The 21,886-nt window shown below is 64.5% G+C and carries 15 protein-coding genes and 1 tRNA gene; 10 read left to right on the top strand and 6 right to left on the bottom strand.

Annotation, left to right across the window (positions count from 1 at the left end):
- Nucleotides 1–10: 10 nt before the first annotated feature.
- The 3 genes from K410_RS0131780 to K410_RS0131790 all read right to left on the bottom strand — a co-directional run bounded on the left by K410_RS0131780 (nt 11) and on the right by K410_RS0131790 (nt 2,933).
- On the bottom strand, nt 11–958 hold the full coding sequence (locus K410_RS0131780) for a fatty acid desaturase (protein ID WP_028138615.1): 948 nt from the start codon (nt 956–958) through the stop codon (nt 11–13).
- Nucleotides 959–974: 16 nt separating this feature from the next.
- Entirely contained in the window at nt 975–1,991 is a 1,017-nt protein-coding gene (locus tag K410_RS0131785; protein WP_028138616.1) for an alpha/beta fold hydrolase, read from the bottom strand.
- Nucleotides 1,992–2,129: 138 nt separating this feature from the next.
- Entirely contained in the window at nt 2,130–2,933 is an 804-nt protein-coding gene (locus tag K410_RS0131790) for an MBL fold metallo-hydrolase (RefSeq protein WP_028138617.1), read from the bottom strand.
- Nucleotides 2,934–3,107: 174 nt separating this feature from the next.
- Here K410_RS0131790 and K410_RS0131795 point away from each other — a divergent pair, with 174 nt between their 5' ends.
- Together K410_RS0131795 and K410_RS0131800 are read left to right on the top strand one after the other, a co-directional pair.
- A complete protein-coding gene (locus K410_RS0131795) occupies nt 3,108–4,310 on the top strand; it encodes an MFS transporter (RefSeq protein ID WP_028138618.1) in 1,203 nt (400 codons plus the stop codon).
- Nucleotides 4,311–4,500: 190 nt separating this feature from the next.
- A complete protein-coding gene (locus K410_RS0131800; RefSeq protein WP_028138619.1) occupies nt 4,501–5,451 on the top strand; it encodes an AraC family transcriptional regulator in 951 nt (316 codons plus the stop codon).
- A 75-nt stretch (nt 5,452–5,526) separates the two neighbouring features.
- On the opposite strand, the gene K410_RS0131805 is transcribed toward K410_RS0131800, so the two are convergent.
- Nucleotides 5,527–7,140: an acyl-CoA synthetase gene (locus tag K410_RS0131805; RefSeq protein ID WP_028138620.1), complete on the bottom strand. Its 1,614-nt coding sequence runs from the start codon at nt 7,138–7,140 to the stop codon at nt 5,527–5,529.
- A 209-nt stretch (nt 7,141–7,349) separates the two neighbouring features.
- On the opposite strand from K410_RS0131805, the gene K410_RS0131810 reads away from it, so the two are divergent.
- The 4 genes from K410_RS0131810 (at nt 7,350) to K410_RS0131825 (ending at nt 13,755) form a co-directional block, all read left to right on the top strand.
- The gene (locus K410_RS0131810) at nt 7,350–8,555 is read left to right on the top strand and encodes an ABC transporter substrate-binding protein (protein ID WP_028138621.1); all 1,206 of its coding nucleotides are present in this window, start codon (nt 7,350–7,352) and stop codon (nt 8,553–8,555) included.
- A gap of 246 nt (nt 8,556–8,801) precedes the next feature.
- On the top strand, nt 8,802–9,869 hold the full coding sequence (locus K410_RS0131815; protein ID WP_028138622.1) for an HlyD family secretion protein: 1,068 nt from the start codon (nt 8,802–8,804) through the stop codon (nt 9,867–9,869).
- Nucleotides 9,866–12,640, top strand: a complete 2,775-nt coding sequence (gene rbbA / locus K410_RS0131820; protein ID WP_028138623.1) for a ribosome-associated ATPase/putative transporter RbbA — start codon at nt 9,866–9,868, stop codon at nt 12,638–12,640. Before K410_RS0131815 ends, rbbA begins: the two co-directional genes overlap by 4 nt.
- Before the next feature lie 2 nt (nt 12,641–12,642).
- Nucleotides 12,643–13,755 carry an ABC transporter permease gene (locus tag K410_RS0131825; RefSeq protein ID WP_028138624.1) on the top strand — a complete coding sequence of 371 codons (1,113 nt, stop codon included), beginning with the start codon at nt 12,643–12,645 and terminating at the stop codon, nt 13,753–13,755.
- A 141-nt stretch (nt 13,756–13,896) separates the two neighbouring features.
- On the opposite strand, the gene K410_RS0131830 is transcribed toward K410_RS0131825, so the two are convergent.
- Entirely contained in the window at nt 13,897–16,953 is a 3,057-nt protein-coding gene (locus K410_RS0131830) for an ATP-binding protein (protein ID WP_028138625.1), read from the bottom strand.
- Nucleotides 16,954–17,213: 260 nt separating this feature from the next.
- Between K410_RS0131830 and K410_RS0131835 the strand changes: the two genes are divergently transcribed.
- From K410_RS0131835 to K410_RS37565, 3 genes are all read left to right on the top strand, one after another.
- Nucleotides 17,214–17,705: a hypothetical protein gene (locus K410_RS0131835; RefSeq protein ID WP_028138626.1), complete on the top strand. Its 492-nt coding sequence runs from the start codon at nt 17,214–17,216 to the stop codon at nt 17,703–17,705.
- Nucleotides 17,706–17,740: 35 nt separating this feature from the next.
- Nucleotides 17,741–19,180 (top strand): MATE family efflux transporter, encoded by a 1,440-nt coding sequence (locus K410_RS0131840; RefSeq protein ID WP_028138627.1) that lies wholly within the window; start codon nt 17,741–17,743, stop codon nt 19,178–19,180.
- A gap of 149 nt (nt 19,181–19,329) precedes the next feature.
- Nucleotides 19,330–19,875 carry a hypothetical protein gene (locus K410_RS37565; RefSeq protein WP_063831456.1) on the top strand — a complete coding sequence of 182 codons (546 nt, stop codon included), beginning with the start codon at nt 19,330–19,332 and terminating at the stop codon, nt 19,873–19,875.
- A gap of 151 nt (nt 19,876–20,026) precedes the next feature.
- Here the strand turns inward: K410_RS37565 and K410_RS0131850 are convergent.
- Nucleotides 20,027–20,103, bottom strand: a tRNA-Met gene (locus tag K410_RS0131850).
- A gap of 365 nt (nt 20,104–20,468) precedes the next feature.
- Here K410_RS0131850 and K410_RS0131855 point away from each other — a divergent pair.
- Nucleotides 20,469–21,845, top strand: coding sequence for a coniferyl aldehyde dehydrogenase (locus tag K410_RS0131855; protein ID WP_433994218.1), 1,377 nt, complete (start codon nt 20,469–20,471; stop codon nt 21,843–21,845).
- The last annotated feature ends 41 nt before the right edge of the window (nt 21,846–21,886 follow it).

Below are 21,886 nucleotides of genomic sequence, written 5' to 3' on the forward strand. Positions count from 1 at the left end.
GCTCGTCCGCCTAGCCGGCCTGCCGCTGCCGGCGAAACCAGGTCCAGGTCTCGCGCGTCGTTCGGATGTAGCCGTGGCCGCGATGGACGATCTCGTCGTCGACGATTGCGTTCAGCTTCGGCAACGCGTGAAACGGGATCGAGGGATAGGCGTGGTGCTCGACATGGTAAGGCATGTTCCACGCAAACCATTTGACGAACGCGGCGGTGTAGGTGGTGCGCGTGTTCTCGAAAGCGCTGCGGGTGCGCTCGCAGCCGGTGTGCTCGGCGTAGAGATAGGGCCGCAGGAAGAACTGTCCGATGATGAGCGGGACGATCCAGACCCAGAGCAGTAGCGCTGACGTGAACCACAGCGAGAGCGCGAGCAGCAGAGCATAGAGCGCGACATAGACCCGCGCCTCTCTGACGATGACGGCGCGCTTGCTCTCAGGGATCCAGGGCACGGTGACGTTGCCGGTGAGCGCATGGCCGAGCATCAGCCGGAGACGGCCGGCGACCTGGAGCAGGCCGCTATAGGCGATCGCGAGCTGCGTGTCGGATGTCGGTTTCACCCCGACGATCAGCTCGGGATCCTTGTCAGGATCCTGGGTGTAGCGGTGATGGTCCCAGTGAAACAGGCAGTAATATTCGTAAGGCAATCCGATGATGAAGGCCGAGACGTGGCCCACGGCGAGATTGAGGCCGCGACTCCTGAACGCGGTCTTGTGCGCGGTCTCGTGCACCGCCATGAACAGGAAGGCGACGACATAACCCTGCACCGCCATCAACGGCAACGCCCAGAGCACGCCCCATCTCGAGGAAACCACAGCGATCGCCGCGCCCACCAGCACGATCGCGCCATAATGGCCGGCGGTCTGCATAGCGCCCTTGAGATCGGAGCGGACCGACAGATCGCGCAGCATCGTCGGCGTCAGCGGCTTCAGGCGGTGGCCGGGCTCTGAAACGGTCGTGTTGGTCATGATCGAAATGCCTGTCCTACTTGCCGAGAAGCGCCGCGACCTCGGTCTTGAGGAAAGCCAGGTCGCGCGGATTGTTGACTGGGTTGCCGGCGCGATGGCCGTGCAGCGACGGAATCGGATGCAGCACGGCCGATTTCGCGTTCACCAGCCGGCCGAGCTCGTCCTCGTTGTCGCGGGCGTCGAAATAGCGATCGGTCGCGCCCGGCATCAGCAGCATGTGGGCCTTGACGGCCGCCAGCGCGCGATCGAAATCGCCCGCGAACCTCGCGCAGCGGCTGATATCGCCGTTCTGCCAGATGCCGATCTGCGCCAGAAGATCGTTGGCGTCGCGCCGGGCAAATGTCGCGTCCCAGGTGCGGACGAGATAATCCTCCAGCGAGGTGAAGCCCGCCTCGCGCCAGAGCTCGTCGCGATAAAAGCCGTGCGACATCGCCCAGCCGGCATAGACGCGCCCCATGGCGCGATAACCGGCGACCGGCTTCTCGGCGAAGCGGCCGTCGCGGAAAGCGGGATCGGCGGTGAGCGCGGCCTTCACGCTTTCGAGGAAGACGTAATTGTAGGGCGCGCAACGCGCACTGCCGCAGACCACGGTCGCGCGCGCGACCATGTCGGGATGCAGCGCCGCCCAGTGATAGGCCTGCATGCCGCCCATCGACCAGCCGTAGACGAGGGCCAGCTTCGAAATGCCAAGGCGCTCGGTGAGAAGCCGGTGCTGGACCGCGACGGCATCGTGATAGCTCACCTCGGGAAATGGCGCGGGGGTATTCGACGGCGAGGATGACAGGCCGTTGCCCAAGAGGTTCGGGATGACGATGAAGTAGCGCGTGGGGTCCAGCACACCGTCGGGCCCGATCAGCCATTCGGTGTCGATGTGCTGCGCGCTGAACGAGGTCGGATAGAGGATGACATTGTCCCTGGTCGGGGTCAGCGTGCCATAGGTCTTGTAGGCGAGCTTCAGCGAGGGGAAGACGGCTCCGGATTGCAGCGTGACGTCGCCGGCATCGAAAATCTCGTAATCCTGCGGCCCAGTCATGCGTCCAACTCCCGCTCACGCGGCCACAGAGTGCCGCGACTTGCAAGATGCATCGATCATGCCGGACCGCATCTGCATCACTGCAATCTATACTGTACTTATAGTACAGTTATTCAAGACAAGCAAGATAGATCCGGTTCAGGCGATGGCCGCCAGATAGCGCGCGACCGAGGCCGCGAAGGCGGCCTTGGCGCCGCCGGCGATGTTGCGCCCCCACCACGCGCCATAGATGCGATCGAAGGCGAGCGGCTCGACGGCTGCCGCGATCCGCCGCACCGCGGCTGCATTGAGCGGCGTGTAGTTGGGATAGGAGTACATGAAGCTGACGAAGCGGCGGTCCATCGTCACCTGGGCGATGTCGCCGGTGAGCAGTGCCCCCCTGCCGTCCGCACTGCGCGCCGAGTGCAGCATGGTGGCGCCGGCGAAATGACCGCCGGTTCGCAGCAGCAGCACATCGTCGGAGATCCGGTGGCTTTCGCCGGTCCAGTGCACGATCGAAGAATGCGGTCGCGTGACGAAAGCGCGGTCGTCCGCGTGCAGATAGACCGGCACGCCGCCAAAAGTGTCGCTCCAGTCGGCGACCGCGCCGTAATAGTGCGGGTGCGAGATCGCGATTGCCTTCAGTCCGCCAAGCGCTGCGACGTATTGGATGGCTTCATCGGTTGCGAGCGGAATGCAATCCCACATCACGCAGCCGTCGCCTTGAGGCACCAGCAGCGCGCGCTGCCCGATGGCGAAGCTCGGTTCCAGGCCGATCCCGGTGAGGCCAAGATCGTCGCGGCCCACCACGCGATGCGCCCGCGCGAGCTGCTCGCGCGTGAGAAAGGTCTGTCCGTTCCAGTTCACGAACTGCCGCTCGTCCTCGCAGATCACGCAGGAGGCGGGCGGATTTCCACCGCTCGGGAATTGCGCGCCGCAGGTTTCGCAGGTCCAGAGTGGCATGGCTCGAGCTCCGTAGGAAGACCGCAGGATGACATTGCGAACGCGCTTTCGGCAAGGTCGGTGCGCATCAGCAGTGAGGGGGAACCAACGCGGCGAGCGTCCGTTACGTTCGGGTCAACGCCAGATCGATGGGCCAATAGGATCACGACAGACGAACAGCATGCTTGAGTATCGATGACATCGCGGCCTCCTTCCTCGTCCCGCATCTGGCCCCTGTTCGCGCTCAACTTCTTCATGGCCGACATGCAGTCGGGCATCGGGCCTTTCGTCGGCGTCTTCCTTCAGGAGCGCGGTTGGGCGACCGGCCTGATCGGCACCGCGATGACGATCGGCAACGTCGCCGGCATGCTGGTCACGACGCCGATCGGCGGCTTCATCGATGCCAGCCGCAACAAGCGGATGTGGGTCGTGATTCCCGGCATCTGCGTGGTCTCGGCCTCTGCGATCATCCTGATCTCGCAGAATTTCTGGGCTGTGACGTTCTCGCAAGTGGCGCAATCGCTGGCGAGCGCCGCGATCGTGCCGGCCGTCACGGGCATCACGCTCGGCATCGCCAAGCAGAAGGGCTTCAACGCGCTCAACGGCCGCAATCAGGCCTACAACCACGCCGGCAACATGGTTGGCGCTGCGCTCTCGGGCTATCTCGGCTACAAGTACGGCTATTTTGCCGTGTTCGCGCTGGCCGCCCTGTTCGGCGCCATCGCGATCGCCTGCGTCCTGATGATTCCGGCCAAGGCAATCGACGACCGCGCCGCACGTGGCAGCAAGGAGGATGACCCAGACAGTGCCCCTGACGCGCTCTCGATGCTGCTCAAGCATCGCGCGCTGCTCGTACTTGCGCTGGCGCTGGCGCTCTTCCATCTCGGCAACGCCGCGATCGTCCCACTCTACGGACTGGCGGCGGTGGCCGAGGGACAGGCCAACGGCCCGAGCTTCGTCGCGACCACCGTAGTCATTGCGCAGGGCGTCATGGTCGTGACCTCGCTGATCGCAATGAAGGCCGCGAGCAAGCGCAATTACTGGCCGATCATCCTGATCTCCTTCATGTTCCTGCCCATCCGCGGCGTGCTGGCGTTCTTCGTCACGGGATGGTGGGGCGTGGTGCCAATGCAGGTGCTCGACGGCATCGGCACAGGACTGCAGACGGTCGCCGTTCCCGGCATGGTCGCGCGCGCACTCAACGGCACCGGTCGCATTAATCTCGGCCAGGGCGCCGTGATCACGGTGCAGGGCGTCGGCGCCAGCCTCAGTCCCGCGCTCGGCGGCTGGATCGCGCAATGGATCGGCTACGGGCCGACCTTCCTGCTGCTCGGCGGCTTTGGCATCGCATCGATGCTGCTGTGGTTCGCGCTCGGGGCGGCGGTGAAGAAATACTGAGCTTCGCCATCGCGCGAACACCGCCGTACTGCTTGTGCGATCCCGCGCACCGAACTGCGGCACCGCGTCGCGGTCTTCGCGCGTCATCGCGAGTGGCTTATCACGCAATCCCGCGCTTTTGCCGTTGCGGTGCACCGGCCTGACGGTACAACCTTGCTCCAATCACCGACGAACCTGCACCTTCCGATCGATGACACAGCCACAGCTCTCATTCAGCGGCGATCCGACGGGGCCGGCCTATGAGGGGTGGCGCGAGCAGTTCTGCCGGAAGGTGATGGGGACCGATTTCGTTCCGATCGGGGACGGCCCAGTGCACCGGACGATCACGCCGGCCATCCTTCCGCGCCTGAGGCTGTCCGCCTCCTACGGGACGCCGATGAGCTTCGTGTCCATGGGCACCAACGACGAATTGGTCGTCGTCATGTCACCGAATTCGGATCTGAGCGGCACCATGGGCAGGCGCCCGCTGAACGTCGCGGCCGGCGACCTCACGATCGGAGATCCGTCGATCAGGGGAGCCAGAGTCAGTCAAATGGCCTACGGCAACTTTCAAACCGCATTGTTGCCCCGCAAGGCGCTGCTACGCGCGTGCCCGAATGCCGAGGACCTGATCGCGCAGCCGATTCCCGGCACCAGGCCGATCACATCGATGTTCCTGCGATACTATGACCTCGCGCATACGCATTCGGACAAGCTCGCCCCAGCCGAGCTCGACGCGGTCTCGCAGCACCTGTTCGACCTCGCCGTGCTGATGATCGGAGCCCGCGGCGATGCCGCCGAGGAGGCGCGCATGCGCGGCCTTGCAGCGGCGCGTTTCGAAACGCTCAAGTTCGACATCCTGGCGCGGCTGGACAGCCCCGGGCTGTCGCTGACCGGTCTTTCGGCCGCGCATCGCATCAGCCCACGGACGATCCAGCTGCTGTTCGAGCAGGCTGGCATCACCTATAGCGGCTTCGTGCTGGAGCAACGCTTGCTGCGAGCCGAGCGGTTGCTTCGAAATCCCGCCATGCGCACCCGTAAGATCATCGAGATCGCGCAGCTCGCGGGCTTCCACGACGTCTCCTATTTCCATCGCGCGTTTCGCCGCCGCTTCGGACAGACCCCGGACGACGTCAGGAAGCTTTCCGGCGAGGCCGGCTAAGCGAACTCGAGCACGATCTTGCCGAAATGACCGCCCTGCTGCATCGGCGCAGCGCGTCCAGTGAAGCGCGCCCGCTCAGGTGCCAAAGCTCTTCTGCACCGCCTTGTCGAGCGTCTCGCCGCCGACGAAGCGCTGACGCAGCTCGCGCTTGAGCAGCTTGCCGCTCGGATTCTTCGGCAGGGCATCGACGAAGATGACGCGCTTGGGCACCTTGAAATGCGCCATCTGGCCGGCGCAGTGCTTGATGACGGTCTCTTCGTCGAGCTTCTCGCCGCTCTTGACCACGACGATGGCCGTGACCGCCTCGATCCAGCGCGGATCGGGCAGGCCGACCACGGCGACCTCCGACACGGCGGGGATGCGATAGACCATCTCCTCGACCTCGCGGCTCGCGACGTTCTCGCCGCCGGTCTTGATCATGTCCTTGACGCGGTCGACCACGGTGATGTGGCCCTCGTCATCGACGGTGGCGAGATCGCCGGAGTGAAACCAGCCGCCGGCGAACGCCGCCGCGGTCTTGACCGGATCGTTGTAATAGCCGGAGAGCAGATGCGGCGAGCGGTGCACGATCTCGCCGACCTCACCGACCTTGACGTCCTCCATTGCCGTATTGACCACGCGCGTCTCGACGTTGAGCACGGGCTTGCCGGCCGAGCCCGCCTTGCGCAGCTGGTCCTCGGGCCGCAGCACGGTCGCGAGCGGCGCGATCTCGGTCTGGCCGTAGAAGTTCCAGAATTTGACGGCGGGCAGTCGACGCTGGAGCTCGAGCAGGACTTCCACCGGCATGATCGAGGCGCCGTAATAACCCTTCTGCAGGGTCGACAGATCGGTCCTGTCGAAGTTCGGCGAGCGCAACATCGCGATCCAGATCGTCGGCGGCGCGAAGAACGACGTGATCTTGTGCGCCTGGATCAGCGCCAGAATGTTGTCGGCGGTCGGCTTGCCCGTGATGACGCCGGAGGCGCCGAGATAGACTTGCGGTCCCAGGAAGACGTCAAGCTGGGCGCAATGATAGAGCGGCAGCGCATGCAGGAACTTGTCATCCACGCTCATGCCGCCGTCGATGATGCAGCTGACATATTGCCACATCACGGCTTCATGGGTCAGCATCGCGCCCTTGGGCAGGGATTCCGTACCGCTGGTGTAGACGATCTGGGCGAGATCGCGGCTGTCGACCGACGCTTCCAGGAACGAGCCGTCGGCGTCAAGCAGATCGTCGAAGGTGGCGAGGCCCGCGGGCGCGGTCGCAGGATCCTCGCCAGGCAGCCAGATCATCTTCTCGACCGCGCAGTCCTTGGCGCTGGCTGCGCGCGCGGATTCGACGAAGTCGGGCCCGGCCGCGAGCAATTTTGCCCCGGAGCTCTTCAGGATGAAATTGATCTCGTCGGGATTGAGCATGAAATTGACCGGCACCAGCACGGCGCCGATCCGCGCCGCCGCGAAGCGTAGCGCGGCGAAGGCATGCGAATTGCGCGACAGCACCGCGATGCGATCGCCCTTGCTGACGCCGAGGCCGAGCAGGCCGCGGCCGAGCCGGTTGCAGATCGCGTCCATCTCGGCAAAGCTCCAGCTGACATCGCCGCAGCTCACCGCGAGCTTGTTCGGCTCGCGGCCTGCGGAGCGGCGCAGCAGGTCGCCGATGGAATGCTCGCGCGCTTTCGAGATGGTGGCTGCGGTGTCGCCGGTCATTTCCGTCCCCTGAATTGGCAATCTGCCGGATATCCACAGAGCATTGGCCAGGCCGTTGCATTCGCCGGATTCCGATGTTTGCGCAAAACGTAGACGGCGCGATGGGCCGCGTCAATTCGGCTCGCATGCGCGGCGTCGTTACGCAAGAATTGCATTTTCGCCGAGGCAATCTGAATCGGCGCACCAACTATAAAATCAGAGGAAATACCATGTGCCGGATTATTATGCGCGCCGCCTTCGCGGCCGGGCTCGCATCGTTCGCAATCAATCCATCCTTCGCCCAGCAGGCGCCGCTCAAGATCGGAGTGCTCTCCGACTTCTCCTCGGTCTATTCCGACATCGGTGGCATGGGAAATGTCGAGGCGACCAAGATGGCGATCGAGGATTTCGGCGGCCAGATGTTCGGCAAGCCGATCGACATGGTCTCGGCCGACGTGCTCAACAAGCCCGACGTCGCCTCCACCATCGCCCGCAAATGGTGGGAGACCGAGGGCGTCGACATGATCATCGACCTGCCGACCTCGGCGACCGCGCTCGCGGTGATGGAGCTGTCGAAGCAATACGAGAAGATCATGATCGTGACGGATGCGGCGAGCTCCGACATCACGGGAAAATCCTGCTCGCCCTACACCGCGCACTGGACCTACGACACCTACGCCAACGCACACACCGTCGGCAGCGCCATCGTCAAGAACGGTGGCGACACCTGGTTCTTCCTCACGGCCGACTACCTGTTCGGCCATTCGGTCGAGCGCGACACCGGCGATGTCGTGAAGGCGGCGGGCGGCAAGGTGCTGGGCAGCGTCAAGCATCCGCTCAATACGGCGGATTTCTCCTCGTTCCTGCTCCAGGCGCAGGCGTCCAAGGCCAAGATCATCGGCCTCGCCAATGGCGGCGGCGACACCATCAACGCGATCAAGCAGGCCGGCGAATTCGGCATCGTCGCCGGCGGCCAGAACCTGGCCGCGATCGTGATGTTCATCTCCGACGTGCACAGCCTCGGGCTCAAGCTCGCGCAAGGCCTGATCGTCACCGAAGCCTATTACTGGGATCTCAACGACAAGACCCGCGCCTTCGGCAAGCGCTTCCTGGAACGCGTCAAGCGCATGCCGACGATGAACCAGGCGGCGACCTACAGCGCTACGCTGCATTACCTCAAAGCCGTGCAGGCGGCCGGCACCAGGGACACCAAGACGGTGATGGCGAAGATGCGCGAGCTGCCGGTGAAGGATGCCTTCACCGACAACGGCGTGCTGCGCGAGGACGGTCGCATGGTGCACAGCATGTACCTGTTCCAGGTGAAGAAGCCGGAGGAATCGAAGGGGCCGTGGGATTATTACAAGCTGCTCGCCGAGGTTCCTGCCGACCAGGCGTTCCGCCCGCTCAAGGATGGCGGCTGCCCGCTGGTGAAGTGAGGCTGCGAGGATCGAGCCGATCGTAATCCGTCAATAATCCGCTCGTCCGCCTGACCCATTTGGACGGACGAGCAGCAACGACGCGCGCAGCCCAAAATAGAGGCAAGGATGCCTCGCGCCGCGGTCTGATCTGCATCAAGTTGCGATGCAAAATTCGCTGCAATGTTGAGGCCGCCCCTCCCGCGCGATCAGCGGCCGGGCGCACGTCTCTCAACAATGGGCGCCACCTCACGGCGTTTTGAACAGATGAACTTCACTTCGGGTCGCGTCATCGCCGCGATCGCCGTCCTCGTTGCAGGTGGCGGCTACTATTATTGGCAGCACCGCGACACCAACACGCTGCCGGCAGGCTTTGCCCGCGGTAATGGCCGCATCGAAGCGGTCGAGATCGACCTCGCGACCAAGACACCGGGCCGGATCCGCGACATCCTGGTTGGCGAGGGCGACTTCGTCCGCGCGGGCCAGGTGCTGGCGCGCATGGACACCGAGCAATTGCAGGCGCAGCGCCGCCAGGCCGAGGCGCAGCTGCAGCGCGCCGCGATCAATGTCGAGACCGCGAAGAGCCTGGTGAACCAGCGCGAGGCCGAACGCAGGGCTGCGGAGGCCGTGGTCGACCAGCGCGTCGCGCAGCTCGACACCACGAGCCGCAAGCTCGATCGCTCCGAACAATTGATCAAGACGAGTGCGGTGGCGCAGCAGGTCCTGGACGACGACCGCTCCGCCAACGCCACGGCCAAGGCGGCGCTCGCCGCGTCCCACGCTCAGGTCGCGGCATCCGAGGCCGCGATCAGCTCCGCCCGCGCCATGGTGATCGACGCCGGCGCCGCCGTCGACGCGGCAAAGGCCGCGATCGAAAGCATCAATGCCGACCTCAACGACAGCGTGCTGAAGGCGCCGCGCGACGGCCGCGTGCAGTATCGCGTGTCGCAGCCCGGCGAGGTGCTCGCCGCCGGCGGCCGCGTCCTCAACATGGTCGATCTCGGCGACGTCTACATGACGTTCTTCCTGCCGACGGCCGCTGCCGGCCGGGTCGCGATCGGTGCCGAGGTGCGTCTGGTGCTGGACGCCATCCCGCAATACGTGATCCCCGCCAAAGCCACTTTCGTCGCCGACGTCGCGCAGTTCACGCCGAAGACGGTCGAGACCGAGGAGGAGCGCCAGAAGCTGATGTTCCGCATCAAGGCGCATATCGCGCCCGAGCTGCTGCGCCAGCACATCGAGCAGGTGAAGACCGGCCTGCCGGGCATGGCCTATGTGCAGCTCGATCCGGCCGCGCAATGGCCAGGCAATCTCAACGTCAAGCTGACGAGATGAGCACCGGGGCCGCAGCCGAGCTGCCTGCCGCGCCCGGCAGCGTGGTGCAACTCGATAACGTGGGCTTGAGCTACGGCAAGACCCGCGCACTGGAAGCGATCACGCTCGACCTTCCGTCCGGCTGCATGGTGGGACTGATCGGCCCCGACGGCGTCGGCAAATCCAGCCTGCTGTCGCTGATCGCCGGAGCCCGCGCCATCCAGCAGGGGCATGTCCACGTGCTCGGCGGCGACATGGCGAGCGCGCGCCACCGCCGCAACGTATGTCCCGACATCGCCTACATGCCGCAGGGTCTCGGCAAGAATTTGTATCCGACGCTGTCGGTGTTCGAGAACATCGACTTCTTCGGCCGCCTGTTCGGGCACGACAAGGCCGAGCGCAACAGACGGATCGCCGGTCTGCTGCGCGACACCGGCCTCGCGCCCTTCGCCGACCGGCCGGCGGCTAAGCTGTCCGGCGGCATGAAGCAGAAGGTTGGCCTGTGCTGCGCCCTGATCCACGATCCCGAGCTGTTGATCCTGGACGAGCCGACCACCGGCGTCGATCCACTGTCGCGCCGCCAGTTCTGGGAATTGATCGCCTCGATCCGCGCTGGCCGGCCCGGCATGAGCGTGATCGTCTCGACCGCCTATATGGAAGAGGCTGCTCAGTTCGATTTTCTGATCGCGATGAATGCCGGCCGCGTGCTGGCGACCGGAACGCCGGCCGCGCTCAAGCGGCAGACCGGTGCCGACACGCTCGATGAAGCCTTCATCCGCCTCTTGCCCGAAGCCGATCGCGGCAATCATACCGATGTCGTCATCCCGCCGCGCGGCGAGGACCATGACGAGATCGCGATCGAGGCCGACCACCTGACGCGGCGGTTCAACGGCTTCGTGGCCGTCGACGACGTCAGTTTCCGCATCAGGAAGGGCGAGATCTTCGGCTTCCTCGGCTCGAATGGGTGCGGCAAGACCACCACCATGAAGATGCTCACCGGCCTGCTGCCGGTCAGCGAAGGCACCGCGCGGCTGTTCGGCAAGACCATCGATGCCCGCGACATGTCGGTGCGGCGGCGCATCGGCTACATGTCGCAGGGATTCTCGCTCTATTCCGAGCTCACGGTCGCGCAGAATCTCGACCTGCATGCGCGGCTGTTCCAGCTGCCGGCGGACACCATTGCCCCGCGCATCGAGGAGATGATCGTCCGGTTCGATCTCGCCGAGGTCGCCGATTCTCTGCCCGATGCGTTGCCGCTCGGACTGCGGCAGCGCTTGTCGCTGGCGGTCGCCATGATCCACGCGCCCGACATCCTCATCCTCGACGAGCCGACCTCGGGCGTCGATCCGGTCGCCCGCGACCGCTTCTGGCAGATCCTCGCCGAACTCTCCCGCAAGGACAACGTCACCATCTTCGTCTCCACCCATTTCATGAACGAGGCGGAGCGTTGCGACCGGATTTCGCTGATGCATGCCGGCAAGGTGCTGACGTCGGACACGCCCGCGGCGATCGTGGCTGCGCACGGCACCGCGACGCTGGAGCAGGCTTTCATCGCCTGCCTGGAACAGGCGATCGCAGACGCGACCGAGCCGGCCGGCCAGCCGGCGGTCGCCTTGCCAGCGCCCGCTCCGGCAACCGCCGCGCCGCCGGCCCGGCGCAACGCCGCCTTCAGTTTGACGCGCATGCTCGCCTATTCCCGGCGGGAGATGCTCGAGCTGCGGCGCGACCCGATCCGGGCCACGCTCGCGATTCTCGGCAGCGTGCTGCTGCTGTTCGTCCTCGGCTACGGCATCAGCATGGATGTCGAGAACCTGACCTTTGCCGTGCTCGATCGCGACGACAGCGCGATCAGCCGCGACTACAGCCTTCAGATCTCGGGCTCGCGCTATTTCACCGAGAAACCTCCGATCACCGACTACGCCGATCTCGACCGCCGCATGCGTGCCGGCGAGATCGGCCTCGCCATCGAGCTGCCGCCGGGCTTCGGCCGCGACGTCAGCCGCGGCCGCCATGTCGAGATCGGCGCCTGGGTCGACGGCGCCAATCCGACGCGGGCCGAGACGCTGCGCTCCTACGCCCAGGCGATCCACGCCACCTGGCTCGCGCAGAAGGGACGCGAGCTCTATGGCGAGGCGGCGATCGCCGGTGCCTACCAGCTCCAGCTGCGCTACCGCTACAATCCCGACGTCATCAGCGTCGTCGCCATGGCGCCGGGGATCATTCCGCTGCTGCTGGTCCTGATTCCGGCGGTGCTCGCTGCGCTCGCCGTTGTGCGCGAGAAGGAGCTCGGCTCGATCGTCAATTTCTACGTCACCCCGGTGACGCGGCTGGAATTCCTGCTCGGCACGCAACTGCCCTATGTCGTGCTCGCCTTCGCCAATTTCCTCCTCCTGGTCGGCTTCGCGCTCACCGTCTTCGGCGTTCCCTTCACGGGAAGCTTTGCGACCTATGCCCTTGCCGCCCTGTTGTATGTCACGGCGACGACCAGCATGGGACTGGTGATCTCGGCCTTCATGAAAAGCCAGATCGCCGCGCTGTTCGGCACCGTCCTGATCACGTTGATCCCGGCCATCCAATATTCCGGCCTGATCGATCCGGTCTCCTCGCTCCAGGGCCTGGGGGCTGCAATCGGGCAGCTCTATCCCACCACCTATTTCGTCACGATCTCGCGCGGCACCTTCTCCAAGGGCCTCGGCTTCGACACGCTCCACAACGACCTGCTGGCGCTCGCCGTCATGGTACCCGTTCTGATGACCGCCGGCGCAATGCTGCTGAAGAAACAGGCCCGGTGATCATGCGCCTCGACCACGTATTTCAGCTCGGGGTCAAGGAACTGCGCGGCCTGGTGCGCGATCCCATGCTGCTCGTGCTCATCGTCTATTCCTTCACGATCGCAATCTATGCCGGGGCCAAGGCGCTGCCGGAGACGCTGAACCGCGCCGCGATCGCCATCGTCGACGAGGACCGTTCGCCAGTCTCCAACCGCATCGACCTGGCATTCACGGCGCCGTACTTCTCCGAGCCGCGCCTGATCTCGCAATATGAAATGGACCGGCGGATGGACGCGGGGCTCGACACGTTTGCGCTGAACATTCCACCGGAATTCCAGCGCGACCTGCTGGCACGGAAGTCGCCGGCCATTCAGCTGAACGTCGACGCAACGCGGATTTCGCAGGCGTTCAACGGCGGCGGCTATGTCGAGCAGATCGTCAGCGCGGAGATCGCGGAGTTCCTGGCGCGGACGCGCAATGCGCAGAGCGTGCCGATCGAGCTGACCCTGCGGGCCCGCTTCAATCCCGAGCTGAAGAAATCCTGGTTCGGCGCCGTCGACGAGCTCATCACCTCGATCACCATGCTCTCGATCATCCTGACCGGCGCGGCGCTGATCCGCGAGCGCGAGCACGGCACGATCGAGCATTTGCTGGTGATGCCGGTCACGCCGCTGGAGATCATGGTCAGCAAGGTGTGGTCGATGGGGCTGGCGGTGCTCGTGGCCTCCGCGCTGTCGATCGTCTTCGTGATCAAGGGCTGGCTGGCGATCACGATCGACGGCTCGGTCGCACTCTTTCTGCTGGGGGCGGCGCTGCAGCTGTTTGCCACCACCAGCATGGGCATCTTTCTCGCCACCGTCGCCGGATCGATGCCGCAGTTCGGATTGCTGCTGATGATGACCCTTCTGCCGCTGCAGACTCTCTCCGGCAGCATGACGCCACGGGAGAGCATGCCGCAATTCGTCCAGGACATCATGCTGGCGGCGCCCAACACGCATTTCGTGATGCTGGCCCAGGCCATCCTGTTCCGCGGCGCGGGCCTGGAATCGGTATGGCCGCAGCTCGCAGCGCTCGCCGTGATCGGCGGCGTCTTCTTCGCGATCGCGCTGCGCCGGTTCCGCGCGTTTCTCGCGTGAGACAGGGGGCCGCGCTGCAAAAAGCGCGAAAACAACCCCATGCACAGTAGCCAAGTCCTTGCTTCGCCTCCAGAATTTACTTGGCTTGTCGGGCAGCCAGGGCGCGTTGCGCGGACCGGGGCGGGAAGCCGGGAAGCGGAGTCAGCTCAGCTCATTGCCCCGGGCCAACATCCCGGTCAGCATCGCCTCGGCCTTGCGCTGCAGCGGCAGCGCGCCGCTTTCGGACGCGATCGCGATGGCCCCGCGCAAGGACGCGAGGACGGCCGGCTTGCTGTTCTCGCTGGCGACGGGCGTCACCACGGCCTCGCCAAACAGGGCCTCGGCCTCGAGGCCGGAAAACCCCTGCTGGCGGGCGGTGTTGCGCGCCTCGCGCAGCATGTTCTGCGCCGCCTGAACATCGCCGAGACGCCAGGTCGCGAGCGCCAGGTAGATCGAGCTGCGCAGCACGGCCGAGGTATAGCCGACCGCCTTCGCCTCCTCGCGCGCCTCGGTCAGCATGCCGCGCGCCCGGTCGAACAGCCCCTGCTCCAGATAGGCCATGCCGAGGTGGCAGGCGAGCACCGGCACGAACAACCGGATGCCGTGCTTCTGCGCCAGCACAAAGCCGTCTTCGAGGATGGCGGCCGCCGCCGCTGGGTCGCCCCGGCCGAGCATGAGCCAGCCGCCGCTATAGGCGGCGGCGACGCGGTCATAGGGACGGCCGGTCTCCTCGGCGATTGCAGCCGCTTCGCGATCGAGCTCTTCGGCGGCGTCGATCTCGCCCATGACGGTGTGAGTGATGCTGCCCATCATGCAGCAGAGGAGGAGTGTGTGTTTGGGCGGCGTGCCAACGGGTGGACTGGCATCCGCCCCCTGCAATTGGATACGAACCTGCTCAAACGCTTGTGCAGCCCTTCCATAGCGTCCGCTGAGAAAATAAGCCTGTCCGAGCCCGTATTGAGCGGCATTGAGCCAGCCCAGATTGCCCCACTCTCTGGCAAGGACGATAACTTCCTCACCAATCGCAACTGACTCCGCAGGCGTGCCATAGAAATTTTGAGCAGCGGCCGAGACAGTCATCGCAGCAACCTTGCGCTCGACATCGTCGATGGCGCTGGCGCGCCGCTCGGCTTCCTTTCCGTGATCCAGCCAATCAGATACCTGACCGGATGCCATGAACGCCAAGCGCGCCTCCAGCCGGAGGTCAATGGCACTAGCCTCCCGCGAACGACTCAGATCCGTCCTGTCCAGAGAATTCATCGCGATAACGAAATAGTTGGCGGCATCGGCAAACGCCGAACGTGCCAGACACTTCTGCGCCGCTCCCCTGCCGTAGTGAAATGACTTCTGCCAGTCCTTTGCCCGCACCGCGTGGTAGCAGAGCGTGTCCGCATCATCGGCCCATGCCTTATCGGCCTCCAGAGCCGAGAGAATGCCGGCGTGTACAGCTTGGCGCATCTTTTCGACCATCGAATCGTAGGTCACCTGCCGAACCATTTCGTGCCGAAACTCGAATGAATCTTCCAGTTCACTGTCGATCCTGACAAGCAACTCGGCGCGATCAAGCGCGGTCAGGCACTTCTGCAGAACCTCCTCCGGCAGTGCCGCGGCTCCCCGCAGCATGGCTTGACTCGCCCGACGTCCGAGTGCGGCGGCAATTTGGAGAAGCGACCGCTCCTGCCGTGACACCCGATCCAGCCGAGCCGCGATCACGCCCTGAATGCTGCTGGGGATGCCGAGTTCATCGACGGGACGCGCAAGGGAAAGGTCGCCCCACTGACCGAGAAGCATACCGCTGTCCTTCAAACTGCGGCAGATTTCCTCGATGAACAGCGGAATATTGGCTGAATGCGAGATGATGCGATTCTTCAGGTCCGTGTTCGTCGCGGAGGGGCCAAGCATCTCGGCGAGCATAGTCCGTCCTGAGTCGTCATCGAGCGGCCGCATCGCCACGATTTCCGCGTGGCATCGCGCGATCCACACCGGCATTCCATTGGGCCTTGTCGTCAGCAGCACAAGCAAATCTGGGCTTTGCAGGTTAGCCAGGTCAGCAATAACGGTGTCGCTGGCGCGATCGATCCAGTGCACATCCTCGATCAGAAGAACCGTACGCTGGCGACGGGCGACGCTCTCGACTAGCGCGCAACTCGCTTCCGAGATCGCACGTCCACGCGCATGAGGTCCCAACTCGTCCCATTGCGGATCGGAGACGGGCACATCCAGGACCGCGTCGACGGCTCGCTGCAGCACCACCGATAATTCGCTTCTCGGATCATCCACCCGGTTCGGATCCTGCGCCGCAGCATCAAGGATCGAAAGCAACAGGCGCCGGAGGGCACTGTACGGCGCGCCTTGTAGATTTGGGCTGCACTCGGCATCGATCAGCCGCCAGCCGCCGGCCCGGAGGTCCTGTACAAATTCATGTGCGAGCCGGGACTTTCCAATGCCGGCGTCGCCCATCAAAAGAACCGCCTGCCGGCTTGCGGCAACCCTTTCCGCAGCGCGCCACAGCAGCGCCCGCTCCGTCGTGCGATCGACAAACCGGGAGACGCTGCGCGCGCGGCGCACCCGCCAGCTCGAAAGATCGCTGGCTCCCAGAAGCCGATAAACCGGCAGCGGATCATTGAATCCGCGCAGCGTCTTGCGACCAAGAAAGTCGAAACGGACGTGCCCGTCTGCGAGCTTCTGGCAGGCCTCGGACACGTAGATCTGATTTGCCTCTGCCTCGGACTCCAGTCTCGCAGCGAGATGCTGGGCAGGGCCGCCGATTTCGTAAACCTTGGAAAACTCACTCGCGACCATGTAGGCGACGACATGGCCGGAGTGGAGGCCGACCCGAACCTGAAGCCCGGGATCACCAAGGCCAGCGACTCGCCTGACCAACTCGATGGCCGCGTGGCAGGCGAGCGGAGCATGATTGTCATCCGCGATCGGGGCGCCGAAAACGGCGGCCAGCCCGTCGCCCAGCTCCTTGCTGACGATGCCGCCAAACTGGCGTACCGCGCCCCGCATCGCCGCAAGCGCCGGTTCAAGTCGCGAGACGGCCGCTTCCGGCTCCAGGTCGGCAACCAAGCCGGTCGAGTCGATCACATCGGCGCGCAGTATGGTGACGAACCTGCGCTCGCTCTCGGGATCTTCCCGCCGGGGTATCGCCACACCGCATTTTGGACACCGGCTATCAGCTGGATCGATCGACGACTGACACGTCAAACAGTGCATCCGAGTGCCTTCAATGTCTCGGGAAGATGGCCAGCTATCCCCCGCGAACGACTAGATTACCAGTCGAAGACTTCTTAGCAATGAACCTCACGCCAATCCGGCTCCGTTGGCTTGCTGGACGAAGCACAACCATGGATGATACTTTGCCAGAATCGATAAGTGATGAGCACAAGTTTTCGCTGCACCAGGGCGCCACCGAGGCAGTGACTGTTGCAGAATCGATCATTTTCCCGGGGCAACGACACCATAGGAATGGGGCGATGGGCACTAAAACCTACAACGGCAGGCAGTTCAGAGACTTGATGAACAGCAACTACTACCCGCTGGCGAACATGAAGAAGAGCGTGGCCAAGCTCAAGGCGTCGGACGACATCGATCTGCCGACCCTGGAATACGGCCAATACCATTTGATCCTGAACCCGCCTTCGAAGTGGCCGCAGGGCAGCGCCAAATACTGGCACAAGGAGAAGGGGCGAGCCCGCCTCGACCTCAGCACCCAGCCGAACACGGTCCCGCTGTCCAGGGACGAGCCCGGCGTCATCCCGCTGACGCGATGCGACCTGCTCGATGCCTGCGTGCGGAAGTGCTTCAACTCCGAGCCGCCGATCCCGATGAAGACCAACATCATCGTCCACGCGCCGAGCGATGCCTTCGCCCACCGCCACGAGATCCGGCTTGAGTGGGAATACAAGAAGGGCTCGGACAAGCCGACGCTGCTGAAGCTGACGATGGTCTGCCCGTACAGAGATTGATCGCCAACCTGCGTCCGGGAAGCGGGTGCCCTTGGATACAAGCATCCGCCTCGTCAGAATGGGAAGGTCCGTTGTCGCCGCCCGCGCAACCAGCCGCGAATCCGCTGCTCGACGGACCGATCCTGCGCACGCTGCTCTCGCTGGCTTGGCCGAATGCCATTGCGTTCTCGGCCGGTACGCTGGTCGCAATTGCCGAAACATCCTACATTGGCTGGCTCGGCGTGGAAGCGCTGGCGGCCATGGCGCTGGTGTTTCCCTGCGTGATGTTGACCATGAGCATGTCCGGTGCCGCCATGGGCGGCGGCGTGGCGTCGGCGATCGCCCGTGCGCTCGGTGCGGGTGACCGCGACCGCGCCGAGAGCCTCGCGACGCACGCACTTCTGATCGCCGTCTTCTTCGGCCTCGTCTTCATGCTGGGCATGCTGGCCGGAGGTCCACGGCTGCTGGAATTGCTGGGCGGTCGCGGCAACGTGCTGGCGCAGGCGATCGCCTATAGCCAAGTCTATTTCGGCGGCGCGATTTTGACCTGGCTGCTCAACATCATGGCCGGCATCTTGCGCGGCGCGGGCAACATGAAATTGCCGTCGCTGATGATCGTGAACTCCGCGATTTGCCAGATCATCCTCGGCGGCACGCTCGGTCTGGGCCTTGGTCCGATCCCGCAGTTCGGGATGCCGGGAGTCGCGGCAGGTACGTTGATAGCCTTCTCGATCAACATCGCGATCATGGGCTGGTATCTGGCCTCCGGCCGAGGCCGCATCGTTCCTCGGCTGCGCGGGTTTCGCATGCAGGGGACGCTGTTTGCGGATATTCTCAAGGTCGGTGCGATCGCCTGCCTCTCCCCGCTGCAAAATGCACTGACCGGCCTGATCTTCGCCCATATGCTGGCCGTGTTCGGCACCGCGGTCCTGGCCGCCTCCGGCATCGGTGCGCGGCTCGAATACGTGCTGGCTACTGTTGCCTTCTCAATAGGCATCGGTTCGGTACCCATGATCGGCGTTGCGGTCGGTGCAGGGCGCATCGCGCGCGCCCGCCGTGTCGCCTGGACGACAGGCTTTGTCGCGATCGTTGTTGTCGGCGTGCTGGCATGCGGGGTCGCCATCTTCCCTGACCCGTGGGTCAACCTGTTTACAGACGATGCTGCGGCATACGCCGCAAGCCGGCAATTTCTTCGGACCGTCGCTCCGTTCTACGCCTTCGTCGGGCTTGCCTCGGCGATGTACTTCTCGTCGCAAGGTGCGGGCAACGTGCTAGGTCCCGTGCTGGCGCAGACGGCGCGCCTGCTCTTCATCATCCTTGGCGGCTGGTATCTGACGTCGCAGGCGGCAACGGCAGAGAGGTTCTTCTCACTCACGGCCGCGTCGATGATGTTGCTCGGCCTTCTCTCCTGTGCAGCAGTTGCGTTTACATGCTGGGAGTCGCGCAAGGCCGACGCAAAGGGCTCGCCGAGTCTAACGAGTGCGGCCGACAAATAGCGACCCTCTCAGGTTGCTTTCGTTGACGTCACATCTTCGCGAATGATAGCGTTCGCAGCGTAAGATTGGGCACAAGCGTGGTTCGTCGCTGCTTTGGAATGTCTCGCCAGCACTCGTGCCAATGCTCAGGCGAATATCGGGAGTGAACGATGGGCGGAATTTACGACGACCAGGACTACAAGAATCTGATGAACGCCAACTATTACCCGCTCGAGAACATGAAGAAGAGCGTGGCCCGGCTCAAGGCCTCCAAGCAAATCGACATCGAAACGATGGAATACGGCCAGTATCAGCCGATCCTGTCGCCGCTCGACACGTGGCCGAACGGCAGCGGCAAGGTGTGGTTCAAGGCGCTCGGCCACGCCCGCCTTCAGCTCACCGCCCAGCCCAACACCACGCCGCTGTCGAACGACGAGCGCGTCGTGGTGCCGCCGACGAAATGCGCGCTGCTGGATGCATCCATCCGCAAGTGCTTCAACTCGGAGCCGCCGATCCCGATGAAGGCCGACATCCGGCAGCACCAGAAGGACGACGCCAATTCCGACCAGCACGAGATTCGTCTGGTCTGGGAATACGGCAATGGGGAAGACAAGGCGCCGACGCTGCTCAACCTGACCATGGTCTGCCCTTTCACGACCAAGCCGCGGAAGGCGGATATCTCGGCAGAGGCTGGGCAGGAGCACCCTGCCAAGTAAGCCGCGCCACGGCGGCGTCAGGCCCTGCTCTGGCGCGAGCTGGCACTTTGCCGGCCCCACGCTCTTGCTGGTCCGCTCGGAGACCGTCCCAAAACAAAAATGGCCCGCATCAAGCGGGCCATTTTCGTATCGGATCCGGTCAATCCGAATTTGGTTGCGGGGATAGGATTTGAACCTATGACCTTCAGGTTATGAGCCTGACGAGCTACCGGGCTGCTCCACCCCGCGTTAAACACTTGCATGCCTTCGGTTAAAGGCCGGGACGGTCGGTTGAGGCCGGCGCTGTTCGCGTGGCTTTTCCAGTCCGTCCCAAAGGCTTCCTTGGAAGGCAACCCCGGGGCAGTGCCCATCGGGTGCGGGGCGTATGTATCAAGGCGGGCCGGCTTTGGAAAGGGCTGCGGGTACGTTTTTTTCGACTTTATGACAGGGGAATCGACCGATTTCCGCTGCGTTCCCTGCGCTCTTGCCAGAAGTTCCACAAAGGGCCAGCTTGCGGCAACAAGATTCAGCCGAAAGCCGCTGAAGGGAGGAACGCCGTGGACAAATCCCTGACGAGCGCCCCGCTGCGGGCTCTGGAAGAGGCCTTCCACGCCATGGTTGCGCGGTCGCGGGACGAGCCCGCGGCAGGCCTTGCCGAGCGGCTCGACCGGCTGGCGCGGCTGCGCGCCGTCGTCGCCGACAACGAGGAGCGCTTCCGGCAGGCGATCTCGGCCGATTTCGGCCACCGCTCGGCGGTCGAGACGACCATCGCCGAGACCATGCTGCTGTTCTCCGAGATCCGGCACGCCACCAAGCACCTGAAGGCCTGGATGGCGCCGCAGCGGGTCGCGACTGCGCTGCAGTTCCTCCCCGCCCGCAACCGGCTGATGCCGCAGCCGCTCGGCGTCGTCGGCATCATCGCGCCCTGGAATTATCCGCTCCAGCTCACGCTGGCGCCCGCGATCGGCGCGCTCGCCGCCGGCAACCGGGTGCTGATCAAGCCGAGCGAGCTGACGCCGCACTTCGCAGCCCTGCTGAAGCAGACGATCGCCGCGAGGTTCGATGCGACCGAGTTGCTCGTCACCGGCATCGAGGACGAAATCGCGCAAGGCTTTGCGCGCCTGCCGTTCGATCACCTCGTCTTCACCGGCTCGACCAGGGTCGGGCGGCTGGTCGCGGAGGCCGCGGGGCGCAACCTGACCCCTGTTACGCTCGAGCTCGGCGGCAAGTCGCCGGCGATCATCGACGCCTCGGCCGACCTCGATGAAGCGGCCGAGCGCATCGCCTACGGCAAGCTGCTCAATGCGGGACAGACCTGCATCGCGCCGGATTACGTGCTGGTGCCGGAGCAATCCCTGCAGGCCTTTGCCGAGAAGGTGCGGGCCCAGATGCGGCGGATGTTCGGCACCGATCCTTCCAACAAGGACTACACCTCGATCATCTCGGATCGGCATTATGCGCGGCTCGAAAGCCTGGTCGCCGATGCGGCGCGGCACGGCGCAAAAATCCTGCAGCCGGCAATGGCGGACGATCCGAACTGGAAGGCGCACCGCAAATTCCCGCCGACGCTGATCGTCGGCGCGACCGCGGCGATGGCGGTGATGCAGGAGGAGATTTTCGGGCCGGTGCTGCCTCTTCTCGGCACCCGCGATCCGGCCGATGCCATCGCCTTCATCAACCATCGCGACCGGCCGCTGGCGCTGTACTGGTTCGGCAAGGACGGCGCCGCGCGCGACGAGGTGCTGGCACGCACTGTCTCCGGCGGCGTCACCATCAACGACTGCTTGTTCCACTTCACCCAGATCAACCAGCCGATGGGCGGCGTCGGCGCATCTGGCACCGGGGCCTATCACGGCGAATGGGGCTTTCGCACCTTCAGCAAGCTAAAGCCGGTGTTCTATCGCTCCAAGTTCAACCGCCTCGCCGACCTCTATCCGCCCTATGGCGGCAAGATCGCGCGGCTGGAGAAGCTGATGCGGTTCATGTCGTAGCGGTTCGTCATTCCGGGGCGCGAAGCGAACTATGGTGCGCA

It is taken from the genome of Bradyrhizobium sp. 22, assembly GCF_000482425.1.
Classification (GTDB): domain Bacteria; phylum Pseudomonadota; class Alphaproteobacteria; order Rhizobiales; family Xanthobacteraceae; genus Bradyrhizobium; species Bradyrhizobium japonicum_B.